20 protein-coding genes are annotated in these 24,961 nt (G+C 54.3%); 12 read left to right on the forward strand and 8 right to left on the reverse strand.

What is annotated here, in order from left to right:
• Positions 1 to 131 precede the first annotated feature (131 nt).
• Positions 132 to 2,303, forward strand: a complete 2,172-nt coding sequence (gene uvrD / locus SPK40_RS19730) for a DNA helicase II (protein WP_330961636.1) — start codon at positions 132 to 134, stop codon at positions 2,301 to 2,303.
• Positions 2,304 to 2,389: 86 nt separating this feature from the next.
• Here the strand turns inward: uvrD and ggt are convergent, their stop codons facing one another.
• Positions 2,390 to 4,135, reverse strand: a complete 1,746-nt coding sequence (gene ggt / locus SPK40_RS19735) for a gamma-glutamyltransferase (RefSeq protein ID WP_330961637.1) — start codon at positions 4,133 to 4,135, stop codon at positions 2,390 to 2,392.
• A 110-nt stretch (positions 4,136 to 4,245) separates the two neighbouring features.
• On the reverse strand, positions 4,246 to 5,157 hold the full coding sequence (gene rarD, locus SPK40_RS19740) for an EamA family transporter RarD (protein ID WP_330961638.1): 912 nt from the start codon (positions 5,155 to 5,157) through the stop codon (positions 4,246 to 4,248).
• Between the two features lie 188 nt (positions 5,158 to 5,345).
• Here rarD and recQ point away from each other — a divergent pair, with 188 nt between their 5' ends.
• The 4 genes from recQ (at position 5,346) to SPK40_RS19760 (ending at position 9,124) form a co-directional block, all read left to right on the forward strand.
• A complete protein-coding gene (gene recQ / locus SPK40_RS19745) occupies positions 5,346 to 7,193 on the forward strand; it encodes an ATP-dependent DNA helicase RecQ (protein WP_330961639.1) in 1,848 nt (615 codons plus the stop codon).
• A 280-nt stretch (positions 7,194 to 7,473) separates the two neighbouring features.
• Positions 7,474 to 7,791: a DUF3630 family protein gene (locus SPK40_RS19750; protein ID WP_330961640.1), complete on the forward strand. Its 318-nt coding sequence runs from the start codon at positions 7,474 to 7,476 to the stop codon at positions 7,789 to 7,791.
• A gap of 156 nt (positions 7,792 to 7,947) precedes the next feature.
• Positions 7,948 to 8,625: a 7-cyano-7-deazaguanine/7-aminomethyl-7-deazaguanine transporter gene (locus tag SPK40_RS19755; protein WP_330961641.1), complete on the forward strand. Its 678-nt coding sequence runs from the start codon at positions 7,948 to 7,950 to the stop codon at positions 8,623 to 8,625.
• A gap of 58 nt (positions 8,626 to 8,683) precedes the next feature.
• Complete coding sequence (locus SPK40_RS19760) at positions 8,684 to 9,124, forward strand: GNAT family N-acetyltransferase (RefSeq protein WP_330961665.1); 441 nt, start codon at positions 8,684 to 8,686, stop codon at positions 9,122 to 9,124.
• A gap of 494 nt (positions 9,125 to 9,618) precedes the next feature.
• Here SPK40_RS19760 and elbB read toward each other — a convergent pair whose 3' ends face one another.
• On the reverse strand, positions 9,619 to 10,269 hold the full coding sequence (gene elbB, locus SPK40_RS19765; RefSeq protein ID WP_330961642.1) for an isoprenoid biosynthesis glyoxalase ElbB: 651 nt from the start codon (positions 10,267 to 10,269) through the stop codon (positions 9,619 to 9,621).
• A 325-nt stretch (positions 10,270 to 10,594) separates the two neighbouring features.
• Here elbB and polA point away from each other — a divergent pair, with 325 nt between their 5' ends.
• Both polA and SPK40_RS23020 read left to right on the forward strand, forming a co-directional pair.
• Positions 10,595 to 13,369: a DNA polymerase I gene (polA, locus tag SPK40_RS19770; RefSeq protein ID WP_330961643.1), complete on the forward strand. Its 2,775-nt coding sequence runs from the start codon at positions 10,595 to 10,597 to the stop codon at positions 13,367 to 13,369.
• Between the two features lie 189 nt (positions 13,370 to 13,558).
• A complete protein-coding gene (locus SPK40_RS23020) occupies positions 13,559 to 13,606 on the forward strand; it encodes a hypothetical protein (RefSeq protein WP_438616993.1) in 48 nt (15 codons plus the stop codon).
• 758 nt (positions 13,607 to 14,364) lie between these two features.
• On the opposite strand, the gene yihA is transcribed toward SPK40_RS23020, so the two are convergent.
• Complete coding sequence (yihA, locus tag SPK40_RS19775) at positions 14,365 to 15,048, reverse strand: ribosome biogenesis GTP-binding protein YihA/YsxC (RefSeq protein WP_248144658.1); 684 nt, start codon at positions 15,046 to 15,048, stop codon at positions 14,365 to 14,367.
• A 158-nt stretch (positions 15,049 to 15,206) separates the two neighbouring features.
• Here yihA and SPK40_RS19780 point away from each other — a divergent pair, with 158 nt between their 5' ends.
• The 5 genes from SPK40_RS19780 to hemN all read left to right on the forward strand — a co-directional run bounded on the left by SPK40_RS19780 (position 15,207) and on the right by hemN (position 19,230).
• On the forward strand, positions 15,207 to 15,824 hold the full coding sequence (locus SPK40_RS19780) for a c-type cytochrome (protein ID WP_248144659.1): 618 nt from the start codon (positions 15,207 to 15,209) through the stop codon (positions 15,822 to 15,824).
• 208 nt (positions 15,825 to 16,032) lie between these two features.
• On the forward strand, positions 16,033 to 16,674 hold the full coding sequence (locus tag SPK40_RS19785; protein WP_248144660.1) for a class I SAM-dependent methyltransferase: 642 nt from the start codon (positions 16,033 to 16,035) through the stop codon (positions 16,672 to 16,674).
• Positions 16,671 to 17,204, forward strand: a complete 534-nt coding sequence (gene yihI, locus SPK40_RS19790; protein ID WP_248144661.1) for a Der GTPase-activating protein YihI — start codon at positions 16,671 to 16,673, stop codon at positions 17,202 to 17,204. Before SPK40_RS19785 ends, yihI begins: the two co-directional genes overlap by 4 nt.
• Before the next feature lie 3 nt (positions 17,205 to 17,207).
• The gene (locus SPK40_RS19795) at positions 17,208 to 17,690 is read left to right on the forward strand and encodes a DUF2489 domain-containing protein (protein ID WP_248144662.1); all 483 of its coding nucleotides are present in this window, start codon (positions 17,208 to 17,210) and stop codon (positions 17,688 to 17,690) included.
• A gap of 166 nt (positions 17,691 to 17,856) precedes the next feature.
• Positions 17,857 to 19,230 carry an oxygen-independent coproporphyrinogen III oxidase gene (hemN, locus tag SPK40_RS19800; protein WP_330961644.1) on the forward strand — a complete coding sequence of 458 codons (1,374 nt, stop codon included), beginning with the start codon at positions 17,857 to 17,859 and terminating at the stop codon, positions 19,228 to 19,230.
• 112 nt (positions 19,231 to 19,342) lie between these two features.
• On the opposite strand, the gene add is transcribed toward hemN, so the two are convergent.
• From add to glnA, 4 genes are all read right to left on the reverse strand, one after another.
• Positions 19,343 to 20,344 carry an adenosine deaminase gene (gene add, locus SPK40_RS19805; RefSeq protein ID WP_330961645.1) on the reverse strand — a complete coding sequence of 334 codons (1,002 nt, stop codon included), beginning with the start codon at positions 20,342 to 20,344 and terminating at the stop codon, positions 19,343 to 19,345.
• A gap of 164 nt (positions 20,345 to 20,508) precedes the next feature.
• A complete protein-coding gene (gene glnG, locus SPK40_RS19810; protein ID WP_330961646.1) occupies positions 20,509 to 21,924 on the reverse strand; it encodes a nitrogen regulation protein NR(I) in 1,416 nt (471 codons plus the stop codon).
• 74 nt (positions 21,925 to 21,998) lie between these two features.
• Positions 21,999 to 23,063, reverse strand: coding sequence for a nitrogen regulation protein NR(II) (gene glnL / locus SPK40_RS19815; protein ID WP_330961647.1), 1,065 nt, complete (start codon positions 23,061 to 23,063; stop codon positions 21,999 to 22,001).
• Positions 23,064 to 23,480: 417 nt separating this feature from the next.
• The gene (gene glnA / locus SPK40_RS19820; RefSeq protein WP_248144667.1) at positions 23,481 to 24,890 is read right to left on the reverse strand and encodes a glutamate--ammonia ligase; all 1,410 of its coding nucleotides are present in this window, start codon (positions 24,888 to 24,890) and stop codon (positions 23,481 to 23,483) included.
• Positions 24,891 to 24,961: the final 71 nt, after the last annotated feature.

Genomic DNA, 24,961 nt, shown 5'->3' on the forward strand with positions numbered 1-24,961 from the left:
TGCTGCAGTGGTGCTGACGTCGGAAAATTGAGGCCGACGGGCCGGACGAGACTCAGCATGAGACAGGGCGGGCATTCTCTGTCTGAGCTGTTATAATCACCGCCAGTGTATAAATAACCAGTAGAAAGGCGATGGACGTTTCACTCTTGTTAGATGGTCTCAATGACAAACAGCGCGAAGCGGTGGCGGCACCGCTGGGCAATCATTTGGTTCTGGCCGGGGCCGGCAGCGGAAAAACCCGGGTGCTGGTGCACCGGATTGCCTGGCTGCTGCGGGTCGAAGAAGCCTCGCCTTTCTCCATCATGTCGGTGACCTTCACCAACAAAGCCGCGGCAGAAATGCGCGGCCGGATCAACGCGCTGATGCAGGGAAACTGTGCCGGGATGTGGAACGGGACTTTCCACGGCCTGAGTCACCGTATGCTGCGCGCCCATTATCTGGATGCCAGGCTGCCGGAAGATTTCAATATCATCGATTCCGATGATCAGATGCGTCTGCTGCGCCGCCTGATCAAAGCGCAGAATCTGGACGAGAAACAGTGGCCGGCCCGTCAGGCGGCCTGGTATATCAACGGCAAGAAAGATGAGGGACTGCGTCCGTCGCATGTCGAGACCTTCAACGACCCGGTCGAGCAGACCTGGCTGCGCGTTTATACCGCCTATCAGGAAGCCTGTGACCGCGCCGGACTGGTCGATTTTGCCGAACTCTTGCTGCGTTCATTTGAACTGCTCAAGCACAACAAGCACATCCGCGAACATTATCAGGCCCGTTTCAAGCACATTCTGGTAGACGAGTTCCAGGATACCAACAACATTCAGTTTGCCTGGCTGCGCCTGATGGCGGGGCCAGAATGCCACGTGATGATCGTGGGCGATGACGATCAGTCGATTTACGGCTGGCGAGGCGCCAAAGTCGAAAATATTCAGCGTTTCCTGAAGGAATTCACCAGTGCGTCCAGTATCTTCCTGGAGCAGAACTACCGTTCGACCGGCAATATCCTGCAGGCGGCCAATGCGCTCATTGCCAATAACAATGAGCGGATGGGCAAGAATCTGTGGACCGAAGGTGGTGAGGGCGAAAAGATTTCAGTGTATTCCGCCTTTAACGAGCTGGATGAAGCCCGGTTTGTGGTCGGTAAGATCAAAGGCTGGCAGGACAGCGGCGGCGCACTGAATGACACGGCGATGCTGTACCGCAGCAATGCTCAGTCGCGGGTGCTGGAAGAGGCGCTGATCCAGGCCGGGATGCCCTACCGGATCTACGGTGGTATGCGTTTCTTCGAACGTCAGGAAATCAAGGATGCGCTGTCTTATCTGCGCCTGATTGCCAACCGCGATGACGATACCTCGTTTGAGCGGGTGGTGAACACCCCAGCCCGGGGACTGGGAGAGCGGACGCTGGATACTATCCGGATGGCGGCCCGGGATCGCGGCACTACTCTGTGGCAGGCCAGTGTCGCTTTGCTGGATGAGAAAGTCCTGGCCGGCCGGGCTGCCAACTCACTGCGTCGTTTTGTCGAACTGGTCAATGCACTGGAAGACGACACCCGGGAGATGCAGCTGTATCAGCAGACCGATGAAGTGATCCGTTCTTCCGGACTGCGGGCAATGTATGAGCAGGAAAAAGGTGAGAAAGCGCAGGCCCGGATTGAAAACCTGGAAGAGCTGGTGACTGCCACCCGTCAGTTTGAGGTGCCGGAGGAAGCCGGGGAGATGAGTCCGCTGGCTGCGTTTCTGTCGCATGCGGCGCTGGAAGCCGGTGAAGGACAGGCCGATGATTTTGATGATGCGGTACAGCTGATGACGCTGCACAGCGCCAAAGGACTGGAATTTCCGATGGTGTTCATGGTGGGCGTGGAAGAAGGGATGTTCCCGAGTTTCCGCACCTCTGAAGAGCCGGGACGTCTCGAGGAAGAGCGTCGTCTGTGTTATGTCGGCATGACCCGTGCGATGGAAAAACTTTACATTACACACGCCGAGATGCGTCGTCTGTACGGTAAGGACAATTTCCACAAAGTGTCGCGTTTCGTGCGCGAAATTCCGGAAGAATTTGTCGAGGAAGTGCGGATGAAGGCACAGGTCTCCCGTCCGTCAACCGGTGGTCGATTCGGCCAGACGCAGGTCAACGAGAACTTCAATCAGACCGGTTTCAGCCTCGGGCAGCGGGTCCAGCACCCGAAATTCGGGGAAGGCACCATCATCAACTTTGAAGGCAGTGGTGCTCAGAGCCGGGTGCAGGTTGCTTTCAATGGTGAAGGGATCAAGTGGCTGGTGACTCAGTACGCCAAACTGGAAGCGATGTAAGTCATCACTGACTTATCTTAAAAATAAACGCGCCATCTCCTCAGGAGGCCGGCGCGTTTTTGATCGCAGTCGCGGAATAAGGCCGCTTACTGCGCGACCACTTTGCCTTCCCGGCGTGGGTCGGCGGCCCCGTTCAGCTGGCCGCGGAACAGACCGATGGCCTGGACTCCGGAGTTCAGCGGTTTGATTTGGACTTCAAAGCCCAGTTTTTCCAGCTCCGGTGCCCAGCGCTCAGCACTGGTCCCCTGTTCCAGCTCAAACGGACCAAACCGGTTATTCATGTTCGGCAGATCAACCGCCTGCTGCAGGCTCAGTCCCCAGTCGAGGTGGGCGACCAGCGTTTTGGCCACATAGCCGATGATCTGGCTGCCGCCCGGTGAACCGATGGCCAGTACCGGCTTGTCGTTTTTCAGCACGATGGTCGGTGCCATCGATGAACGCGGCCGTTTGCCCGGCTCGACCCGGTTGGCGATCGGCATGCCGTTGTCATGGGTGCTGAAGGAGAAGTCGGTCAGCTCGTTGTTGAGCAGGAAGCCGCGCACCATCAGGCGGGAGCCGAATCCGTTCTCAATGGTGGTGGTCATGGAGAGCACGTTTCTGTCTTTGTCGACGATCACCAGATGACTGGTTGACGGTAGTTCAATCGCGTTATCCAGTCCGTAGTTCATGGCGTGAGTCCATGGCGGTAAGCCGGCACTCACTTCCTTCAGCGCCTGATTGCTTTTCAGCAGGCCGGCGCGCTGTTGCAGGTAGTTTTTGTCCAGCAGCCCTTCGGTCGGCATCGGAACGAAATCACTGTCGGCCATGTAGCGGCCACGGTCGGCAAAGGCCAGCCGGGAAGCATCGCCAAGCAGATGCCAGCTCAGGGCTTTGTTCGGGCCCAGTTCTTTCATCGGGTAATGGCTGAGAATACCGAGGATCTGACCCAGTGTCAGTGCGCCGGAGCTGGGTGGTCCCATGCCGCAGACCTCGTACTGGCGGTAAGGGGCGCACACGGCCGGACGTTCTTTCACGGTGTAGGTGGCCAGATCCATGGTGTTCAGGACCCCCGGATTGCCCGTGGCTTGACGTACTGTTTTCACGATGTCTTTGGCGATGTCGCCGTGGTAGAAGGCACTGGCACCCCGTTCAGCAATTTGCTGCAAGGTATCGGTATAGGCCGGGTTTTTCAGGGTATCACCGGCTTTCAGCGGCTGGCCGCCCGGGAAAAAATAAGCTTTGGTCGCCGGGAAGCGCTGCAGGCGTTCACTGTCTTCCCGGATCAGCTGCGCCAGACGCGGACTGACGGTAAAACCATCCCGGGCCAGTTTAATCGCCGGTTCGAACAGATCTTTCCACGACAGTTTGCCTAAGCGCTGGTGGGTGTGCCACAGCAGCTTGACGGTGCCCGGGGTACCGACGGAACGCCCGCCGACCACCGCATCGTAAAAGGCCAGTGGTTTGCCGGATTTATCCTGAAAAAGCTGAGGTGTGACTTCCGCTGGTGCCGTTTCACGGCCGTCGAAGGTTGTCAGAGCATCTTTCTCGCTGTCCCAGTACACCAGAAAAGCCCCGCCACCCAAGCCGGAGGACTGCGGTTCGGTCAGGCCCAGCACCAGCTGTGCAGCAATCATGGCATCAATAGCATTACCGCCTTTGGCCAGCATGGCGGCACCGGCATCACTGGCATAAGGGTTGGCCGTTGCAATCATCCAGTCTTTGCCTGTGACCTGGGCACTATGCTGTAAACCCGTGGCCCCTTCCGGGGCGACTAAATCGGTGGCTTGCTCGCTGAATGCCGGTGCGGTGAGCAGCAGGCCGGTCAGCGCCAGGGCAAGGGAGGTCCTTTTCATGGCAGATCCTTTTTAAAATTGTTGTGAATCAAGGGATAAGATTAGGTGTTTTATCACAGATTGCCCGTTGGGTTGAGCAATCTGTGACATGATCAGAAAAGCGGGGCGGGTTAAGCGAGCTGGGCTTTCTTGCGGTTGCGGCGGTGACCTGTGATGCCGTCGTAGCTGAACAGCACCAGTGCCAGCCAGATAAAGGCAAAGGTCAGACTCTTGTCAGCACTGAAAACCTCGCCGTACATGAAGACGGCCAGCAGGAACATCAGGCTCGGGCCGATGTACTGGAAAAAGCCCAGCGTCGAGAGTTTCAGCTTGGTCGCGGCGCCGGTAAAACACAGCAGCGGCAGCGTGGTGACGATCCCGGCAGCCATCAGCAGCAGGTTGGTGTTCATGCTGTTCTGGGTCCAGTCTGAGGTCGGGCTGTCGGCAAAGAAAAAGACATAGCCCATGGCCAGCGGCAGCAGAATGCTGGTTTCCATGAATAAGCCGGTCTGTGCATCCAGATTGACTTTCTTGCGCAGCAAACCGTAGAGACCAAAACTGCCCGCCAGCACCAGCGCCACCCAGGGCAGTGAGCCGAAATGGACAAGCTGGATCACGACGCCTCCGGCAGCCATCGCAACGGCCAGCCACTGCAGCGGCCGCAGGCGTTCCCCGAGGAAAATCATGCCCAGCAGGACATTGAGCAGCGGGTTGATGAAATAGCCCAGACTGGCATCCAGCATATAATTGCTGTTGACGGCCCAGATAAAAATCAGCCAGTTGCCGCCAATGACCACAGAGCTGGCCAACAGCATCATAATAGCTTTCGGTTGCTTGAGGACCTGCCGGACTTTCCCCCAGCCCCGGCCGAGGAAAATCAGAGCAGCCAGGAAAAAGAAAGACCAGATAATGCGGTGGCTGATAATTTCAAAGGGGCTGACAGATTGCAGCTGTTTAAAGTAAATGGGTGCAATGCCCCACATGGTGTAGGCGGCCAGGGCCAGGATCACCCCGCGTTGGGTCGTTTTCGCTTGCTCGTCCATGGTATTCCAGTGTGTTGTGGTAAAGCGTTGGCAGAAGGCGGTGCAAAGACGCAGTGTCTGTTGGAACGGGCAGTATAATGCCAGCCAGCTGAAATTGACTAGTGACTTATTGGTGTTCAGTGCGGGTGGCTCCCATCCCGGATCTGATTGGTATAGAATAGCCGGCTGTGTCAATCAAGAGTGAAGTCATGTCTGCCTCAACCTCAGATCTCAGCCGCGCCGTCACGTCCGCCACCAGTACGCAGATCCTGCAGCAGGTGTTCGGTTATCAGTCTTTCCGGCCCGGCCAGCAGGCAGTCATTGACGCGGTGGCATCCGGGCGTGACTGCCTGGTGATCCTGCCGACCGGTGGCGGGAAGTCACTCTGTTACCAGATCCCGGCGCTGATGCGTGAGGGGCTGACACTGGTCATTTCGCCGCTGATTTCCCTGATGAAAGATCAGGTCGACCAGCTGCAGGCCAACGGGGTGGCAGCGGGCTGTCTCAACTCGACCATGACCCCGGAGGCGCTGCAGGCAACCTGGCAGGGCATGGCCGACGGCACACTCAAGCTGGTGTATGTCTCTCCGGAACGGGTCCTCAGTCGCGACTTTATTGACCGGCTCAGCGGTCTGCCGATCAGCCTGCTGGCGGTGGATGAAGCCCATTGTATTTCGCAGTGGGGGCACGATTTCCGTCCGGAATATGCTGAGCTGGGAACCCTGAAAGAACATTTTCCGCAGATGCCGGTCATTGCCCTGACGGCGACAGCGGATGATACGACCCGCCACGATATCACGAGCCGGCTGGCGCTCACTGAACCATTTATTCATCTGGGCAGTTTTGACCGCCCGAATATCCGCTATACCCTGCAGGAAAAATACAAACCGATGGCGCAGCTGGGACGTTTTCTGACCAGTGTGCGCGGTCAGAGCGGTATCATTTACTGTAACAGCCGCAAGAAAGTCGAGCAGGTGGCGGAAAAGCTTGCCGAGCAGGGGATTCGGGCTGCGGCCTACCATGCCGGTCTGGACCACGACGAGCGTATCCGCGTGCAGGAAGGTTTCCAGCGGGATGACATTCAGGTTGTGGCGGCAACCGTGGCTTTCGGGATGGGGATCAACAAGCCCAATGTGCGCTTCGTGGTGCACTTTGATATCCCGCGGAATATCGAATCTTATTATCAGGAAACCGGCCGTGCCGGGCGGGATGGCCTAGCGGCTGAAGCCGTGATGTTTTATGACCCGGCCGATCTGGCCTGGCTGCGCCGTTGTCTGGAAGAAAAAGACGACGGACCGCAGAAACAGGTGGAAGGGCATAAGCTCAATGCCATGGGCGCTTTTGCCGAAGCACAGACCTGCCGGCGTCAGGTTCTGCTGCACTATTTTGGCGAGCACAGCGAACATGCCTGCGGCAACTGCGATATCTGCCTTGACCCGCCGCAGCATTTCGAGGCTCTGGAAACGGCCCAGAAGGCCCTGTCCTGTGTCTACCGGGTCAACCAGCGTTTCGGCCTCCATCATGTGGTCGATGTGCTGCGCGGCCTGCAAAATGCCAAGGTGCGGGAGCAAGGACACGACAAGCTGAGTACCTATGGCATTGGCCGGGAGCACAGCCATGAATTTTGGGTCAGTATCCTGCGTCAGCTGATCCACCGCGGGTTCCTGTCTCAGAACATCGTGAATCATTCCACCTTGCAACTGACGGAAAAAGCCCGGGCTATTCTGCGCGGAGAAGCGTCCCTGCAACTGGCGGTGCCGCGGATTGACAGCAGCGCACGCAACTCACGGCCGGACAGCCGTCTCAAGCGCCAGTATGACAAGAAATTATTTTCCAAGCTGCGGATGGTTCGCAAAGCAATCGCCGATGAAGAATCGCTGCCGCCTTACGTCGTCTTCAACGATGCCAGTCTGATGGAAATGGCTGAGAGTCTGCCAACCTCGGAAGGGGAGTTACTGGCGGTGAACGGGGTCGGGCAGCGGAAGCTGGAAAAATACGGCAAGGTTTTTTTGTCGGTGATTGAAGAGCATCTGCTGGCGGCTGCAGAGTATTCCTGAGGAACGCAAAGTAAAAAAAACCGGACAATCGATGATTATCCGGCAGAGAGTGTAGCAGAAACAAAACGAGGGCTTTGTTCACTACAAAACAGCTTGCGTATTGGGGCGAGAATGCAATTCTTCGCCACGGTGTTGTGAGGCCTCCTGGCCATCAGCACAACACAGGCATCAGACCATGAAATTCACCCGGAAGCTATCGGTTGCTTATGCTTTGACACGCTAAGCAACACTTGGTTACATCAAACCGGATTTGTGTGCCGGAGACTGAAAAGGAAATCCTATGACTTTATCGACAGAGCCTTATTTTGGTGTGCGAGCGCTGGACCAGGAGCGTGGCTGCCTGCACCTGACTGCCCCGGAATTCGACTACGACAGTTTTGAAGAGCTGGCGCAATCTCTGGTGACGCTGCTCGATGCCAGTGTGGTGGAAAAAGAGGCCAATGCTGATCTGCATGTCTGGCTGATTGACTTTGAAGGCTGTCGTCTGATGCTGAAAGGGGAGCATTACAGTGCCAGCCTGTGGCTGGAAGCGCTGAGTCAGGACGACAGTGAAACGCTGGTGTTTCTTGCGGGCTGGCTAAAAAAATTGACCCACTAATCAAATTTTAACTGCAAACGTTTGCCATTGCCGTGCTGGCTTGGCAGTCGGATTGCTTACGGTATAATCAGCGCCTTTGGAGACAGCACTGTACAGAAAATGTGCTGTTGATTGTGTTGGGTTCCCTCGCCCCCATTTGACAAAAAGGTCTGTTTGATGACGACTTCTTCTTTTTCGCCGGCGCAGCAACGCCAGGCACTCTGGATTCTGGTTGCTTTCCATCTGGTGATCATTACCTCCAGTAACTATCTGGTTCAGATCCCCTTTACCCTGTTTGGTGTCCACACGACCTGGGGCGCTTTCACCTTTCCGTTTATTTTTCTGGCCACAGATCTGACGGTGAGAATTTACGGTGCGGCAATGGCGCGCCGGATCATCACCCGGGTCATGTTCCCGGCACTGGCGGTGTCTTATCTGCTGTCGGTGGTGTTCTATCAGGGGGCTTATCAGGGGCTGGCGCCGCTGGGTGAGTTCAATCTCTTTGTGGCCCGGATTGCGATCGCCAGCTTTATGGCCTATTTGCTCGGGCAGATTATGGACGTTTCAGTCTTCAGCCGCCTGCGACAGTGCCAGCAATGGTGGATTGCACCTGCCGCATCGACTGTGTTCGGCAATGCAATGGATACTGTCGCTTTCTTTGCCATCGCATTTTATCAGAGCCCGGATGCTTTTATGGCTGAACACTGGGTCGAGATTGCGCTGGTGGATTACGGGGTGAAACTGATCATCAGTCTGGGATTATTTGTGCCGATGTACGGTGTATTGCTGAACTATCTGGTGAAGCGCCTGACCCGGATGCAGGCCCAGCTTGAGCCCTCGCAGGGGCTGTCTTAAACTCAAAGCCGGCGACTGCCGGCTTTTTTCTTTCTGAATGGGAGTACCACAAGCTGTGATAAAGATACGTGAAGCCAGCCTGGCGGAAGCGGCTGCGGTCCTGGCCAGAATCAGCGAGCTTGATCAGCCGAAAACCGAGTCCAGTCTGGCAAGCCGGGTCCGGGGACGCAGCCCTTTGATCCTGATTGCTGAAAAGAACGGCATATTGCTCGGGGTGAAAATCGGTTACCGCCTGTCTGAAACCTGCTTTTACAGCTGGCTGGGCGGTGTGGTGCCGGAGGGCCGTCAGAATGGCGTGGCACAGGCACTGCTGTCAGCGCAGGAAAACTGGGTCCAGGCGCAGGGGTATGCGGAGCTGCGGGTGAAATCCCGTAACCGTTTTCCGGCTATGCTGCGTTTATTGCTGCGAAACGGCTATCAGATTGAGCATATGGAGAAGAAAGACGGGATTGAGGACTACCGGCTGCATTTCGTGAAGACCTGGAATGAATTTAAATGAAAATAATTCTCAAATAACACTTGAACATTAAATGAGAATAGTTATTATTAACTTGCTTTCAACGAAAACTCACACCAGAGGATTTCTGTTTGATGGCACGACATTGCTCACATTGCTTCCAGTGTACTTTAGCGAAGGCGGGTATTGAGTGTAGGGCTGAATATTCTGCTGACTTTTGCTTAGCGGTGCTTGTTCTCAGGCGCCGCTTTTTCTTTTTTGGCAGCTCCGGATCTCAGGGTGAAAAGAGGTCGGGGAAGTCTTTGAAAAACTTAGCAAATGAAAATTATTCTCAATAAAGGCTTGCAAAGGTAATGAGAATGGTTATTATTAACTGGCACTCAGCGAGGAACATCTTGTTATCCTTTCTCGTATGAAGGCACGACATTGCTCACATTGCTTCCAGTATACAGCTTGGGTTTGGTTTTTAGTGTAGGGCTGATAACCTCGACCGTTTCTGCTGAGCGGCGCTTGAATCAAGCGCCGCTTTTTCTTATTCAGGCCATTTTCACCAGCTGCTGCACCAGTTTATTGATCCCACTGGCGGCTTCAGAGATAGAACCTGCCAGCATGTAAGCCGGGCTGCTGAGCAGACTGCGTTCCTGATCCAGCACGAATTCATCCACAGGACAATCGATATGATCGCCGCCCATGGCCCGAAATGCACTGGCGACTTCTTTTTCATTACCGATGGTGCCTTTGGCGCCCTGACCGTAAATCTGAGGAATGAGAACCGGTGCAATACACAGATAACCGGCAGGTTTCTGCGCCCGGGCAAATTCCTGACAGGCACGTTTCACCTCTGGATGAATTTGGCAGTGGGCACCGTTGAACGCAAAATCTGACAGATTTTTTGCTGCGCCAAAGCCGCCGGGCAGCAATAATGCATCGAAGTCCCGGGCGCTGAGCTCGGCAACATCCTGGATCTGGCCCCGTGCAATCCGCGCAGCTTCAATCAGGACATTGCGTGTTTCGTTCATGGGCTCACCGGTCATATGGTTAATCACATGATGCTGTTCCATATTGGGTGCAAAGCAGTGCCAGCCGGCCCCAGCCTGTTCAATGGCATGTAATGCCAGAACGGCTTCATGGATCTCACTGCCGTCAAATACACCCGAACCGCTTAAAATGACTGCAACCTTCTTCATCTTGGCCTCCTTTTTGTTCAAAACTGAAGAAATTAACACCGCTTTGTCCGATTACACCGCCATCTGATAACTTTTTCCACATTTGATGATCATTTCAGGATCATGGATCCATTTTTGCTTTGCTAAATAAACCATTGATCTTAAATGACTAAAAATCGTTTTTCTGATCAGGAAGCAAAAATGATCTTCAGGCTCTCGGCAATAGTTAACAAACTTATCCACAGATCTCGGGCCAACAACAGGGAAAACTTCGGTTAACACTTGGCACGTCTCGTGGCATCCTAAGGTTCTGATCCTTTTATCTCCCAGATACTGATAATCCATTATGGCAACTATTCCAGAAAATCCACTGATCCTGATCGATGGCTCCTCGTATCTTTACCGTGCGTATCATGCCGCGCCTAACTTTACCAACTCTGACGGCGAACCGACCGGGGCGGTGTATGGTGTGGTGAATATGTTGCGCAGCATGTTGCGGCAGTTTGCCACAGAGCATATTGCTGTGGTGTTTGATGCCAAGGGCAAGACTTTCCGCGATGAGCTCTATCCCGAGTATAAAGCGCATCGGCCGCCGATGCCGGATGATTTGCGCGCTCAGATCGAACCTCTGCATGCCATTATCAAGGCCATGGGGCTGCCATTGATCTGTGAACCGGGTGTTGAAGCAGATGATGTGATCGGGACCCTGGCCTGTCAGGCGTCGCAGGCTGGCATGCCGGTTCTGATCAGCACCGGAGATAAAGACATGGCACAGCTGGTGGATGAGAATGTCACCCTGATTAATACCATGACCGGTGTCGTGATGGATTCCGAAGGCGTGCGTGAAAAGTTCGGGATTGGTCCGGAGCTGATCATCGATTATCTGGCACTGATGGGAGATAAAGTTGATAACATTCCGGGCGTTCCCGGGGTGGGCGACAAGACGGCTACCGCATTGCTGACTGGCATCGGCGGCCTGAAAGACTTGTATGACCATCTGGATGCAATTCCGGCATTGGGCTTCCGTGGCTCGAAAACCATGCCGAAAAAGCTGGAAGAACATCGTGATGCGGCCTTTATGTCTTACGAACTGGCGACGATCAAGCTGGACGTCGCACTGGAATTCGGCCCGCAGGATCTGCAAAAAGGCACGCCGGATACGGATGAGCTGACCCGTCTGTTCGGCAAGTTACAGTTCCGTCGCTGGCTGGCAGAAATGCTGGACGGCAGTGACGGCCGCATCGTTGCGGACAGCGCGGCCAGCCCGGTCAGTGAGGAAGCGGCGCCGTCGAAGTCACCGGCGCCTGTGATTGATCGCAGTGGCTATGAAGTGGTGCTGGATGAAGCTCGCTTCCTGGAGTGGCTGGATATTCTGAAACAGGCTGAAGTCTTTGCCTTTGATACCGAAACCGACAGTCTGGATTACATGATCGCCAATCTGGTCGGGCTGTCCTTTGCGGCTGAAGAAGGCCAAGCGGCTTATGTGCCGGTTGCACATGACTATCTGGACGCACCGGCACAACTGGATCGCGACTGGGTGATTGCGCAGCTGAAGCCTTTACTGGAAGATCCGGCACAGGCGAAAGTTGGTCAGAACCTGAAATATGATGCCAGTGTACTGGCCCGTTACGGCGTCGACATGCAGGGGATCCGTTTCGATACCATGCTGGAGTCTTATGTCTTCAATAGCGTGGTTGGCCGCCATGATATGGACAGCCTGTCGCTGCGTTATCTGGAGCACAAGACCATCAGTTTCGAAGAGATTGCAGGCAAAGGGAAAAAACAGCTGACGTTCAATCAGATCGATCTCGAACAGGCTGGCCCATATGCGGCGGAAGACGCAGACATTACCTTGCGCCTGCATCATTTGCTGATCGGGAAGCTGAATGCCGATCCGAAACTGAAACATGTACTGGAAGACATTGAGATGCCACTGGTGCCCGTGCTGTCGCGTATGGAGCGGACCGGTGTCTTGCTGGATGTGAACAAGCTGGCGAAACAGTCGCAGGAAATCGCAGTTCGTCTCGATGAGCTTCAGACTCAGGCTTATGAGGTCGCCGGGGAAGAATTCAATCTCAGTTCGCCGAAACAGTTGCAGGCGATTTTGTTTGAGAAAATGGGCCTGCCGGTTCTGAAGAAGACGCCGTCCGGCACTCCGTCGACCAACGAAGAAGTGTTACAGGAGCTGGCGCTGGATTACTCGCTGCCGAAGCTGATTCTGGAACACCGTGGTCTGGCGAAACTGAAATCAACCTATACCGACAAGCTGCCCCGGATGATTAATCCGGAAACCAAGCGTGTGCACACGTCTTACCATCAGGCCGTGGCGGCCACGGGGCGCCTGTCGTCGACCGATCCGAACCTGCAGAACATTCCGATCCGGAACGAGGAAGGCCGCCGTATTCGTCAGGCCTTTATTGCGCCGGAAGGATATCAGATCCTGGCTGTGGACTATTCACAGATTGAGCTGCGGATTATGGCGCACCTTTCTGGCGATAAAGCCCTGCTGGAAGCGTTCCGGGAAGGTAAAGATATCCACGCCGCAACGGCTGCCGAGATCCTGGGTATCGCTATCGATGAGGTGACCAGTGAACAGCGCCGTCGTGCAAAAGCGATCAACTTTGGTCTGATCTACGGGATGAGTGCGTTTGGTCTGGCAAAACAGCTGGGGATGGGCCGTAATGAGGCGCAGGAGTATATGAATGTGTACTTCGAGCGTTACCCGGGAGTTCTGGAATATATGGAAAGTACCCGAACTCATGCCAGTGAACAGGGGTATGTGGAAACACTGTTCGGCCGTCGTCTTTACCTGCCGGATATTCAATCGCGCAATGCGATTCGCCGGAAAGCAGCAGAGCGGGCGGCAATTAACGCACCGATGCAGGGCACGGCTGCGGATATTATTAAACGCGCCATGGTTGCCGTTGATGCCTGGGTTCAGACACAGGATAGTGTTCGTCTGCTGATGCAGGTGCACGATGAACTGGTCTTTGAAGTGAAAACTTCAGAGCTGGATCGTGTGGCGAAGTCGGTTTGTGTGCTGATGGAAGCTGCAGCTGAACTTGATGTGCCGCTGATTGCTGAGGCAGGCAGTGGTGACAACTGGGATCAGGCTCATTAATTTGTGAGATTCATCCCTGTAATTCAATTATCAAAAACCAGCCATTTGGCTGGTTTTTTTTAATCTGGATCGGGGTTTAGCGTGCTGATGTAAAACTTAATTACGTGATGAATGAAAAAAAATTACGGAAAAGGGTTTTCATTTCTGCACAATTGATATACAGTTAGCGGCGTAGGGTACAGAGGTAAGATGTTCTATCTTTCAGACCTTTTGTTTCACGTTATTGGATTTGGCTGATTCAGCCGCCCTGATCGCTTTGGTCAGGGCGTTTTTATTTCTGGCCCGAAATTTTTCCCGCATATCTTTTCTCCGCTGTCTGCGAACTGACGTCTCCGATTAATATTGAACGACATTGCCTGTTTTCACTGACAAAAGCACTGTGATCACGACGAATCCTTTTCCGCTTTGACCATTCAAACTGTGACGATCCTGCCATGTGGTGAGCGGGCAGGGCATGATACGACATAAAATTAGAGCAATTACTTTAATTCGTGATTCCGGAAGGTTATACTCAAGTCTGCTTCTTGTTCATATTTGTCTGGCTGTATTTCATTTGTGACAGTCGACCTATCCATGATCAGCCACTCTTGATTTGAGTGGCTTTTTTTTGTCTGTTTGCCATCCATTGTGTAATAAAATTCCAAGTGAACATGGCGGCATAGCTTTGTCGATGCAAACTTAATTTGCAGAATGAAACAATAGGCATTGAATTTGGGCTGAATGGGGTAAAAAAGGAAGTTAACAATGGGAAGGGCTAAGGAATATCTGGCATCAGGGAGGAAAAAATAACCAGATTACGGATAAAAAACTTGCGTTGAGGGGTTAAATCATTAATCCTTTCTGGACAAATATAAAAACCTCCTATTTCTCTCCCGTTGCCCCATCGTTCAGGTGGGGTCATTTTTATCTGGTATCTCTGACACAGTATTTGTACGGACAGATAATGATGCCCGTGACGGTTTCCTGCCTGGCTTCGGGCCAGGCAGGCAGACAAATTATTCAGAAGCGGCGTTATGATTCAGGCCGTCAATGTCTTCGTCCTGATCGGCTTCGAGCAGTGCTTGCTGACGGGCAAGTTCCGGGGCAAACCAGATGTCCAGTTTGCGGCGAACCTGATCCACACCAATCCCTTTCAGGGCAGAGAAGCATTCCACTTCAACATCACCGCCAAAAGCCAGAGCTGCTTCACGGATTTTCAGCAGCTGCGCTTTGCGGGCACCGCTTTTCAGTTTGTCGGCTTTGGTCAGCAGAACCAGAACAGGCAAACGGCTCTCGACGGCCCAGTAAATCATTTGCTGATCGAGGTCTTTCATCGGGTGGCGGATATCCATCAGAACGACCAGACCCTGCAGGCATTCACGCTTTTGCAGATACTCACCCAGCGCCGCCTGCCACTTCTGCTTCATCTCCAGCGGAACCTGCGCGTAGCCGTAGCCCGGCAGGTCGATCAGGTTGCAGCCCGTGCGGACTTCAAACATGTTGATCAATTGGGTCCGGCCTGGTGTTTTTGAGGTCCGTGCCAGACTTTTCTGATCTGTCAGACGATTCAAAGCACTTGATTTACCAGCATTTGATCGGCCAGCAAATGCAATCTCAACTCCCTTGTCCATGGGAAGGTGGCGGATATCCGGGGCACTGGTAATAAAATGGGTTTGTCTGTAGTTGAGAGGGGAATTCACTGTTAACTCCGTCAAGTCTTCTGGTCGTCGACTAATTACTTTTATGCGAAAGTGTGTAAAATGTAGCACTAACCCTGCTTGGTTGATGGTGCATTGTATACCATGTTGCTGAGCAATACTTGTGGTACTGGAAGCTCAATAATTATAAACGGAATGTCATGAAGAAATTAGCATTGATATTTACACTTCTTGCCAGTTGCACAAGCTGGGCCCAGGGAGATGTTGAAGCTGGAAAAGCAAAAGCAGCGACATGCGCAGCATGTCATGGCGCTGACGGTAAAGGTATCACCGGACAATACCCCAACCTTGCGGGTCAGCACCCACGTTATCTGGAGAAACAGCTGAAGGAATTCAAGCTGGGGATGACAACGGGTGGTGAACAGGGGCGTAATGATCCTGTGATGGGCGGCATGGCGATGCCACTGTCTGAAGAAGACATGGCGGATCTGGCGGCTTACTTTGGTTCCTTACCTGCGGTAGAAGGCACCACCACAGAAGGCTCGATCGCAATTGGTCAGCAGCTGTACCGTGTGGGTGATGCTGAACGTGGTATTACGGCCTGTACGGCGTGTCACGGTCCTCGCGGTAATGGTACCAGCTTGTCTGGTTTCCCGGACATCTCCGGGCAAAACGCGGATTACATCAAGAAACAACTGACAGCTTTCCGCGATGGCCAGCGTAGTAACGATATGAACGCAATGATGCGCTCTGTTGCCGCGAAACTGAGTGACAAGGAAATCGACGCCCTGTCACATTATATTGGCGGTCTTCACTGATCCCGACTTCAGTATCGCAAGCAGTAACAAGCGACAAAAGGCAGCTCAGGCTGCCTTTTTTATTCGTCGAGCTTTGTGAGTGTCCGTCGTACTCGGGATAGTGCTCTGATTGCTGCCTGTGGATGAAGCAGACCGTCCATTTCTCAATCGGAACAGGTCTGGTATGATACGCGGCTTGATTTTGAGCGTCGGAACCCAGGAGAAGCTGATGACGGCCTGTACCTTATGCGGTGCATCTGCCTTGCCATATCATGAAGACCGCCGTCGCGGATATCTTCAGTGTCAGGCGTGTCACCTGATTTTTGCCGATCCGGCCTCGCATTTGTCCCCGTCGCAGGAGAAGGCAGTCTACGATCAGCATGAAAACCATGTTGAGGATGAAGGCTACCGTGGTTTTCTGGATCGTCTGGCGACGCCGCTGAAAGCGCGTCTGCCGGAAGGCAGCCTCGACGGGCTGGATTTTGGCTGCGGCCCCGGTCCGGCCCTGGCCGCGATGTTTCGTGAGCAGGGGCACCGGATTGCTGTCTATGATCCTTATTATGCCCCGGACAACAGCGTGCTCGAGCGTCAGTATGACTTTGTCACCTGTACCGAGGCCATTGAACACTTTTATACCCCGGCCCGCGAATGGCAGTTGTTGCTGTCGCTGGTGAAACCGGGAGGCTGGCTGGGACTGATGACCAAACTGGCCACAGATGTCGAGGCATTCAGCCGCTGGCATTATAAGAATGATCCCACCCACGTCAGCTTTTTCAGCCGGGAGACCTTTCGTTTTCTGGCCGAGCGTGATGGCCTGACGGTGGAATTTGTTGGAAACGATGTAATTATGCTGAGGAAAAATCAGTCATGACCCGTAAGAAAAGAAGCCGTAAACCTGGCTCAGAAGGCCCGGCGCAGTACGTAGAAAAAAGTGTCAGCCAGATGGATCTGGATGGCCGTGCCCGTCAGAAAGCCCGCAAGCGCAAAGGGTTGAAGGCCGGCAGCCGTCATTCTGAAGGCGGTGCTGAGTATGGCAGCCGTCAGGGTCAGGCCAGAGATCCTCGCCATGGCAGCAAAAAACTGGTGCCGCTGACTGTCGAGCCGAAACCAACCAAACAGGTTCGCCGCATGAATGCTGAGCAGGAACTGGCGATGCTGGAGAATGATCCGCAACTAATGGCGTTGCTGGACCGCCTCGATGCCGGTGAAAAGCTGGGTGCCGGTTTGCAGAAGCAGGTTGATCAGAAACTCGACCGCATCGAGCAACTGATGAAACAGCTGGGTCTGTACGAGGAAGACGTGGCTGCAGATGATGAAATCGCGATCGGTGATACCCGCAGCGAGGAAGATCTGCTGGATGACTTTGAAAATGCCCGTTGGGACGATTTCGATAAGGAGTAAGCCTTGCAGGATCTGAAACTCTGGCTGCTGGTGGCAGGAAGCCTGATTGTACTGGCACTGGCGTCTTATGCCGGTTATCTGTTGTACCAGCTGTATCTGCAGAAGCAGCGTCACCAAGCCTTTATTGCCCGTGCTGAAGCGCAACAGGCAGAGGCGATTGTGCAGCGCAATACCAATATTCTTGAAAGTGTCTATATCATTGCCGAAGCCGGAAAGCAGGAACAATGTGACATGTCGGAAATTGCCATCCGGCTGTATAAGCTGATGACGGTATTGCAGGCTGAGCGCAGCGTGAATTTTTCTGCCCAGTATCCGGCACTTTATGAGCTGTATACCGTGGTGGAAGAGATGCCGCGCGGCGATGAGCGCAAAGCCATGCCGAAACAGGATCGGATGAGGGACGATATGGTGCGGATGAAAGCTGAATCCCGTTTGTTCGACGCCATTCAGCAGGAGTTAGCTCAGATTCTGGCGCAGAAAGCCTGATTGAAAAGCTCGATGATGACCATGAACCCGGTGGATATGTCCCCGGGTTTTTTTGTATATCGGCCTGATGAATGCGTGCTGTCTTTGTGAACGATCAAAAAGGAGGGCGTTAGCCCGTGTTAGCTTAGCCGATTGACTATTTCGAGCGTCCGTGAGGTAAAGCAGCATGACACAGCCAGCCATGATTTGGGATCAGGCCCTGATTGAAAAGTACAATTATTCCGGTCCGCGCTATACCTCTTATCCGACCGCACTCGAGTTCCAGCCTGACTTCACCGTTGCCGATTTTGAAGCGGCCTGTCAGCGCTATCCCGATCGGCGTTTATCGCTTTACGTCCATATTCCGTTCTGCCACACCCTCTGTTATTACTGCGGTTGTAATAAAGTCATTACCCGTCATGCCCATAAAGCGGATATTTATCTGGCGGCACTGGCGCTGGAAATTCGTCAGCGAGCGGCGCTGTTACAAGGCCGGGAGGTGAGTCAGCTTCATCTCGGCGGCGGAACCCCGACGTTTCTGACGGCTGCGCAGATCACCCGCCTGATGACGATGCTCCGCGAGTCGTTCAACATTCTGCCTGATGCGGAAATCAGTATTGAAGTGGACCCGCGCCGCTTGGAACTGACCATGCTGGATCATCTGCGCGCAGAAGGGTTTAACCGTCTCAGTATCGGGGTGCAGGATTTTGATAAAGAAGTTCAGCAACTGGTCAACCGGGAGCAGGACAAGGATTTCATTGAAGCGCTGGTGATCCGTGCCCGTGCGCTGGGATTCCGCTCAACCAACCTGGATCTGATTTACGGATTGCCCAAGCAAAATAACGAACGATTTGTCAAAACCCTGGAACAGGTGCTGGCGATGCAGCCGGGCCGGCTGTCGGTGTTTAACTATGCCCACATGCCGTCACTGTTCGCGGCGCAGCGTAAGATTAAAGATGCGGATTTACCGGCGCCTGCCGAAAAGCTGGCGATGCTGCACAGCACGATTACCACCCTGACGGGGGCCGGTTATCAGTTTATCGGGATGGATCATTTCGCTTTGCCGGATGATGAACTGGCCGTTGCACAGCGTGAAGGCAAGCTGCACCGTAATTTTCAGGGGTACACGACGCAGGGCGACTGCGATCTGCTCGGATTGGGCGTGTCGGCGATTTCCATGATGGGGGACAGTTATGCCCAGAATCAGAAAGAGCTGAAAGCGTATTATGCCGAGATTGAGACCCAGCAGCATGCTTTGTGGAAAGGCGTAAACCTCAATGCGGATGACCTGCTGCGTCGGGAAGTGATTAAAACTCTGATTTGTCAGTTCGAACTCTCAATAACCGACATCGAGCAGTGCTACGGGATCTGCTTTGCAGACTACTTTGCGGAAGATTTGGCGCTGTTGAAGACCTTCATTGAGGATGGTCTGGTCACGGTGACGCCGGACCGGATTCAGGTCGCGCCGAAAGGCCGGTTACTGATCCGCAATATTTGCATGTGTTTTGATGTGTATCTGCGTCAGCGTGCCCGTCAGCAGCAGTTTTCCCGGGTGATTTAAGTCTCGTTCCCGCTGAGTGCTTTATATATAAAAGAACGCCCCGGACTGGATGCCAGCCGGGGCGTTTTTCATGATGAAGCTATGGGTTTATGGTGAAGCGACGGGTTTGAGATTAACGATTTGCGGCCATCTCACGCAGCGCTTTTTTCTCGCTGTCAGACAGGAACGCCAGTTCCAGACCGTTGATCTGCGCCTGACGGATTTGATCCTGAGTCAGACCGGCCTGTGGTGCCGCGACTTCGTACTCGTAAGGCAGCTCGATGCCTTCCACAGCCGGGTCGTCGGTGTTCAGACAGGCTAGGATACCGTGATCCAGGAATTGCTTGATCGGGTGTGCGGTCAGGCTGGCGACGGTGCTGGTCTGGATGTTTGAGGTCAGACAGGACTCGATGCCGATCTTGTGCTCGGCCAGATAGTTCATCAGCTTGGCATCTTCGACCGCTTTCACACCGTGGCCAATCCGGACGGCGCCCAGCTCCTGAATGGCTTGCCACATGCTCTCAGGGCCTGCGGCTTCACCAGCGTGAACCGTCACCTGAAGACCTGCATCACGTACTTGCTTGAAGTGACCGACAAACTGATTGCCTGGCTGGCCCAGCTCATCACCGGCCAGATCGACTGCCACCAGATGGTCTTTCTGGGTCAACAGTGCATCCAGTTCCTGCTGACAGGCTTGGATACCAAAGGTACGGCTCATAATGCCGATCAGATTGGCTTTGATGCCAAAGTCGCGGCAGCCGGCTTTGACGCCGTCAACAACAGCTTCGACCACACCCGCTACCGGCAGATTGTGCTTCATTGCCATGTAGTAAGGCGAGAAACGCAGCTCTGCGTAATCGATCTGTGCGTTCAGTGCGTCTTCAACGTTCTCATACGCAACACGGCGGCAGGCTTCCAGATCGCCCAGTACCGCCACTCCCCAGTCCAGTTTGGACAGGAAAGCAACCAGACTCGGCTCGGCTTCAACGATCTGAACGTGCGGACGCAGTGATTCAAGGTCATTGGCAGGCAGGGTCATGCCAAACTGCTGGCCCAGCTCAAGGATGGTCTGAATACGGATGTTTCCGTCAAGGTGACGGTGCAAATCAGACAATGGCAGGTGTTTGTGAATCATGATGATGGTATCCCGGAAAAACTGTAGCCTCAGTATAAGCAAAGAACGGAAGACAATCATTACCGGGCTGGGGGAGGATCCGGCCCGATCCGTCAGATCGGGCGAATGTTTACTTCAGGTGTTGAAAAAATCACCAGTATTTCAGGACCAATCTCTGAACAAGATCAATCGTTGGCCATGTTCAGCTCTTTCAGTTTCCGGGTCAGGGTATTGCGTCCCCAGCCGAGCAGTTTGGCGGCTTCCTGTTTGTGACCATGGGTAAACTCCAGTGCGGTATCGAGCAGAATGCGCTCAAATTCCGGCATGGCTTCGCCCAGCAGATTCTGATTGCCCTGCTGCAGCGCCTGACGGGCCCAGGTTTGCAGTGACTGGTGCCAGTGCGGCTCGCTACCGTCGCCTGCGGGCTGGCTTTCTACTGTCGTCAGCTCCGGCGGCAGATCAGAAGGCAGGATCTCATTCCCGCTGGCCATGACCGTCAGCCAGCGACAGGTATTTTCCAGCTGACGGACATTGCCCGGCCAGGACAGGCTGGTGAGCAGGGTTTCGGTATCCGGATGCAGGGTTTTGATTTCCACACCCAGTTCGTCTGATGCCCGTTGCAGGAAATGCCGGGTGAGCTGCGGGATATCCTGACGGCGGTCTTTCAGTGCCGGCAGATGCACCCGGATGACGTTCAGGCGGTGAAACAGGTCTTCCCGGAAATCGCCCTTGGCGACCAGACGCTCCAGATTCTGGTGTGTTGCGGCGATGATGCGGACATCCACGTTGATGGGCGAGTGGCCCCCAACCCGGTAAAACTGACCGTCGGCCAGAACCCGCAGCAGCCGGGTCTGAATATCCAGCGGCATATCGCCGATTTCGTCCAGAAACAGGGTGCCGCCGTTGGCCTGTTCAAAACGGCCCTGACGGATATTGTTGGCACCGGTGAAAGCGCCTTTTTCATGGCCGAACAGTTCGGATTCGATCAGATCTTTGGGGATGGCAGCCATGTTGAGCGCGATAAATTCGTTTTCCCGCCGTGGGCTGTGGCGGTGCAGCGCCTGAGCAACCAGCTCTTTACCTGTACCGGATTCGCCATTGATCAGCACGGAAATCGAGGAACGGGACAGGCGGCCGATCGCCCGGAATACTTCCTGCATCGCCGGGGCTTCACCGATGATTTCCGGTGCCCGTTTGGTGATTTCTTCCGGCTGCTGTTGGCGTTTCTGCTCCTGACTGTGCGTGACTGCGCGTTCAACCAGACTGACGGCTTCATCAATATCAAAAGGCTTGGGCAGGTATTCAAACGCCCCTTCCTGATAGGCGTTGACGGCAGCATCCAGATCAGAATGTGCGGTCATGATGATGACCGGCAGGGTCGGATAGTCGGTATGCAGGTTGCGCAGCAGCGTCAGACCGTCGGTGCCCGGCATCCGGATATCGGAAACCAGCACATCCGGGACGCTGCGTTCGAGTGCCTCCACGACGCTGTCGGCATCGGCGAAGGTTTCACAGCGCAGTCCGGCTGCATTCAGGGTCCGCTCCAGTACCCAGCGTATCGAGCTGTCGTCATCGACAACCCAGATTAGTCCTTTGCTCATTGCGTGCCTCCGTTGTGTCCTTTGTTAGCGTGCCGGGTCTAAAGGCTGAGGTGCGCCTGCGCCCGGCTGCTTTGTTATTCTGTCGTTTGTATTGGTAAATAAATGGAAAATTTGGTCTGTCCGGGCCAGCTTGAGACTTCAATCTTGCCGTGATGCTGGTCTATCAGATTCTGGGCGATGGACAGCCCCAGCCCGTTCCCGCCTTCGCGCCCGGTGACCATTGGATAAAACAAGGTGTCCTGAATATCTGCCGGAATGCCGGGACCGTTATCAATGATGTCAATTTTGGCCGCAATCCGGTGGCGCTGGCCGTGGATCATCGCCTGATGGGCCGTCCGGGTATGCAGGATGATGATGCCTTCGCCCGGTTGCTGGCTCAGCGCCTGCGCCGCGTTGCTGACGATGTTGAGAATCGCCTGCTCCAGCTGCTCCGGATCCATACTGAAATCCGGCAGGCTGGGGTCGTAGTCGCGCTGGATCTGCAACTGTTGCGCTCGGTGGTCCAGCGACACCAGCTGGCGGACTTTCTCCAGCACCACATGGATATTGCCGACCGTGCGTACGCCCGGCTTTTGCGGACCCAACAACCGGTCGACCAGGTTCCGCAACCGATCGGCCTGCTCAATAATCATCTGGGTGTACTCGGTGTAACTGGGATCGGGCAGGGTCTTCTCCAGCAGCTGTGCCGCGCCGCGCAACCCGCCGAGCGGGTTTTTGATCTCGTGCGCCAGCCCGCGAACCAGCTCCTTGGCCGCCTGCTGCTGAGCATGCTGACTGATTTCCTGACTGATCCGCCGTTGCTGGTCAACCGGCTTGAGTTCAAGCAGGATCAGCACTTCTCTCTGCCAGCTGACCGGGGTGGCGTTAATTTCCAGTGTGTGGTGACGACCGTCGATCACCAGGGTGACTTCACCATCGGTTAGCCCCTGGCCGCTCTGAACCGTGGCCTGGATCAGGCTTAAGTCCAGCGAACTGTGCTGGAGCAGGTCCGGAAACCGGCTGCCCAGCAGGCGTCGCTGGCTGCAGGACATCAGCTGTTCAGCAGCCGGATTGACATAGCGGATCTTCAAAGGCTCATCGAGCAGAATCACCGCAGTGACCAGATTGTTCAGGATCAATGGTGTAAAAGCGGCAGTCACAGTTTCATCCTTGTGTTGGTGATCCGTGCTGCCCATGCTGGCGCAAACCGGATCGGTGCATTGCACTGTTTTGGTGCATTACAGTGTAGCTCGTCTCTCCGCGCTTGTGCAGCACAATGTCGGTGAGCCCGGTTGTTTTCCGGGCCGACGCCTCTGAACTGGTTTAGCCAGCACTGCGCAGCGCACGGGAGATGGTGACTCGAATAGATAATGCAATAAGCTTGCCGTCTTTTGACAGCAGTCCGGATGCAAGGAAGATGGTCTGGCGGGAGGGCTCGGACAGGTTGCGCCAGTTCCGGGCAACAACGGATGAAGGTCGCAGAAATGCACCATCAGGGCGCACCGGGGCCGATGAACAGACAGAAAAAAGGCCTGCAATTGCAGGCCTTGGTCAGCATTTGAAGTTGCTGCTCTGATTTATACAGAGTAGTACAGGTCGAATTCCAGCGGGTGCGTCGCCATGTTAATGCGCTCAACATCTTTGGATTTCAGCGCGATGTAAGAATCGATGAAATCGTCAGAGAATACGCCACCGGCAGTCAGGAACTCACGGTCCTCATCCAGCGCTTTCAGTGCGATTTCCAGTGACTCTGCAACTTTTGGAATCTCTGCTGCTTCTTCTGCAGGCAGGTCGTACAGGTCTTTATCCATCGCTTCGCCTGGGTGGATCTTGTTCTTGATGCCGTCAAGACCAGCCATCAGCAGACATGCAAATGCCAGGTATGGGTTTGCTGCCGGATCCGGGAAGCGCGCTTCGATACGACGTGCTTTCGGGCTTGGAACCACTGGGATACGGATGGACGCAGAACGGTTACGAGCTGAGTAAGCCAACATAACCGGAGCTTCGAATCCGGGAACCAGACGCTTGTAAGAGTTGGTTGACGGGTTTGCAAAGGCGTTGATGGCACGCGCATGCTTGATGATACCGCCGATGTAGTACAGTGCAGTTTCAGACAGACCGCCGTACTTGTCGCCTGCAAACAGGTTCTGGCCGTCTTTCGCCAGAGACTGGTGAACGTGCATACCTGAACCGTTGTCACCAACCAGTGGCTTCGGCATGAAGGTCGCAGTTTTGCCAAACGCGTGCGCGACGTTGTGCACGACATATTTGTAGATCTGAATTTCGTCTGCTTTTGAAGTCAGGGTGTTGAAACGGGTTGCGATTTCGTTCTGACCAGCAGTCGCAACTTCGTGGTGGTGCGCTTCAACAACCAGGCCCATTTCTTCCATGATCAGACACATGGCAGAACGGATGTCCTGAGATGAGTCAACCGGTGCAACCGGGAAGTAACCGCCTTTCACGCCAGGACGGTGACCTTTGTTACCGCCTTCAACGGTCGAACCTGTGTTCCATGCCGCTTCGATGTCGTCGATCTTGAAGAAAGAACCGGACATGTCGGTCGCGAATTTCACATCGTCAAACAGGAAAAATTCCGGCTCCGGGCCCACTAGTACTGTATCTGCGATGCCAGTGCTGCGCATATATTCTTCAGCACGTTTCGCGATAGAACGCGGGTCACGGTCGTAGCCTTGCATGGTTGCAGGCTCCAGGATGTCACAGCGGATGTTCAGTGTGGCATCTTCGGTGAATGGATCCAGTACCGCGGTTGATGCGTCCGGCATCATCACCATGTCAGATTCGTTGATGCCCTTCCAGCCAGCGACCGAAGAACCATCAAACATTTTACCGTCTTCAAAGAAGTCAGCGTCGATCTGATGAGCGGGGATAGAGATGTGTTGCTCTTTACCTTTGGTATCGGTAAAGCGTAGGTCAACAAATTTAACTTCGTTTTCCTGGATCAACGCGAGTACGTTTTCTACTGACATCTTAAGTAACCTCCGGTGTTAGATTTGGGCAACTGGCCGCAAAAAAATATTTGGAAGGGAACAGTCATGTG

It is taken from the genome of Photobacterium sp. 53610 (genome assembly GCF_036409375.1).
Classification (GTDB): Bacteria; Pseudomonadota; Gammaproteobacteria; order Enterobacterales; family Vibrionaceae; genus Photobacterium.

What these genes read in the sequence shown, in the direction of transcription:
- SPK40_RS19785 (WP_248144660.1), top strand. Translation starts at nt 16,033, where the DNA reads ATGACGGCCTGTACCTTATGCGGTGCATCTGCCTTGCCATATCATGAA.
- yihI (WP_248144661.1), top strand. Translation starts at nt 16,671, where the DNA reads ATGACCCGTAAGAAAAGAAGCCGTAAACCTGGCTCAGAAGGCCCGGCG.
- glnG (WP_330961646.1), bottom strand. Translation starts at nt 21,924, where the DNA reads ATGAGCAAAGGACTAATCTGGGTTGTCGATGACGACAGCTCGATACGC.
- add (WP_330961645.1), bottom strand. Translation starts at nt 20,344, where the DNA reads ATGATTCACAAACACCTGCCATTGTCTGATTTGCACCGTCACCTTGAC.
- SPK40_RS19780 (WP_248144659.1), top strand. Translation starts at nt 15,207, where the DNA reads ATGAAGAAATTAGCATTGATATTTACACTTCTTGCCAGTTGCACAAGC.
- hemN (WP_330961644.1), top strand. Translation starts at nt 17,857, where the DNA reads ATGACACAGCCAGCCATGATTTGGGATCAGGCCCTGATTGAAAAGTAC.
- recQ (WP_330961639.1), top strand. Translation starts at nt 5,346, where the DNA reads ATGTCTGCCTCAACCTCAGATCTCAGCCGCGCCGTCACGTCCGCCACC.
- glnA (WP_248144667.1), bottom strand. Translation starts at nt 24,890, where the DNA reads ATGTCAGTAGAAAACGTACTCGCGTTGATCCAGGAAAACGAAGTTAAA.
- elbB (WP_330961642.1), bottom strand. Translation starts at nt 10,269, where the DNA reads ATGAAGAAGGTTGCAGTCATTTTAAGCGGTTCGGGTGTATTTGACGGC.
- ggt (WP_330961637.1), bottom strand. Translation starts at nt 4,135, where the DNA reads ATGAAAAGGACCTCCCTTGCCCTGGCGCTGACCGGCCTGCTGCTCACC.
- uvrD (WP_330961636.1), top strand. Translation starts at nt 132, where the DNA reads ATGGACGTTTCACTCTTGTTAGATGGTCTCAATGACAAACAGCGCGAA.
- rarD (WP_330961638.1), bottom strand. Translation starts at nt 5,157, where the DNA reads ATGGACGAGCAAGCGAAAACGACCCAACGCGGGGTGATCCTGGCCCTG.
- SPK40_RS19755 (WP_330961641.1), top strand. Translation starts at nt 7,948, where the DNA reads ATGACGACTTCTTCTTTTTCGCCGGCGCAGCAACGCCAGGCACTCTGG.
- SPK40_RS19750 (WP_330961640.1), top strand. Translation starts at nt 7,474, where the DNA reads ATGACTTTATCGACAGAGCCTTATTTTGGTGTGCGAGCGCTGGACCAG.
- polA (WP_330961643.1), top strand. Translation starts at nt 10,595, where the DNA reads ATGGCAACTATTCCAGAAAATCCACTGATCCTGATCGATGGCTCCTCG.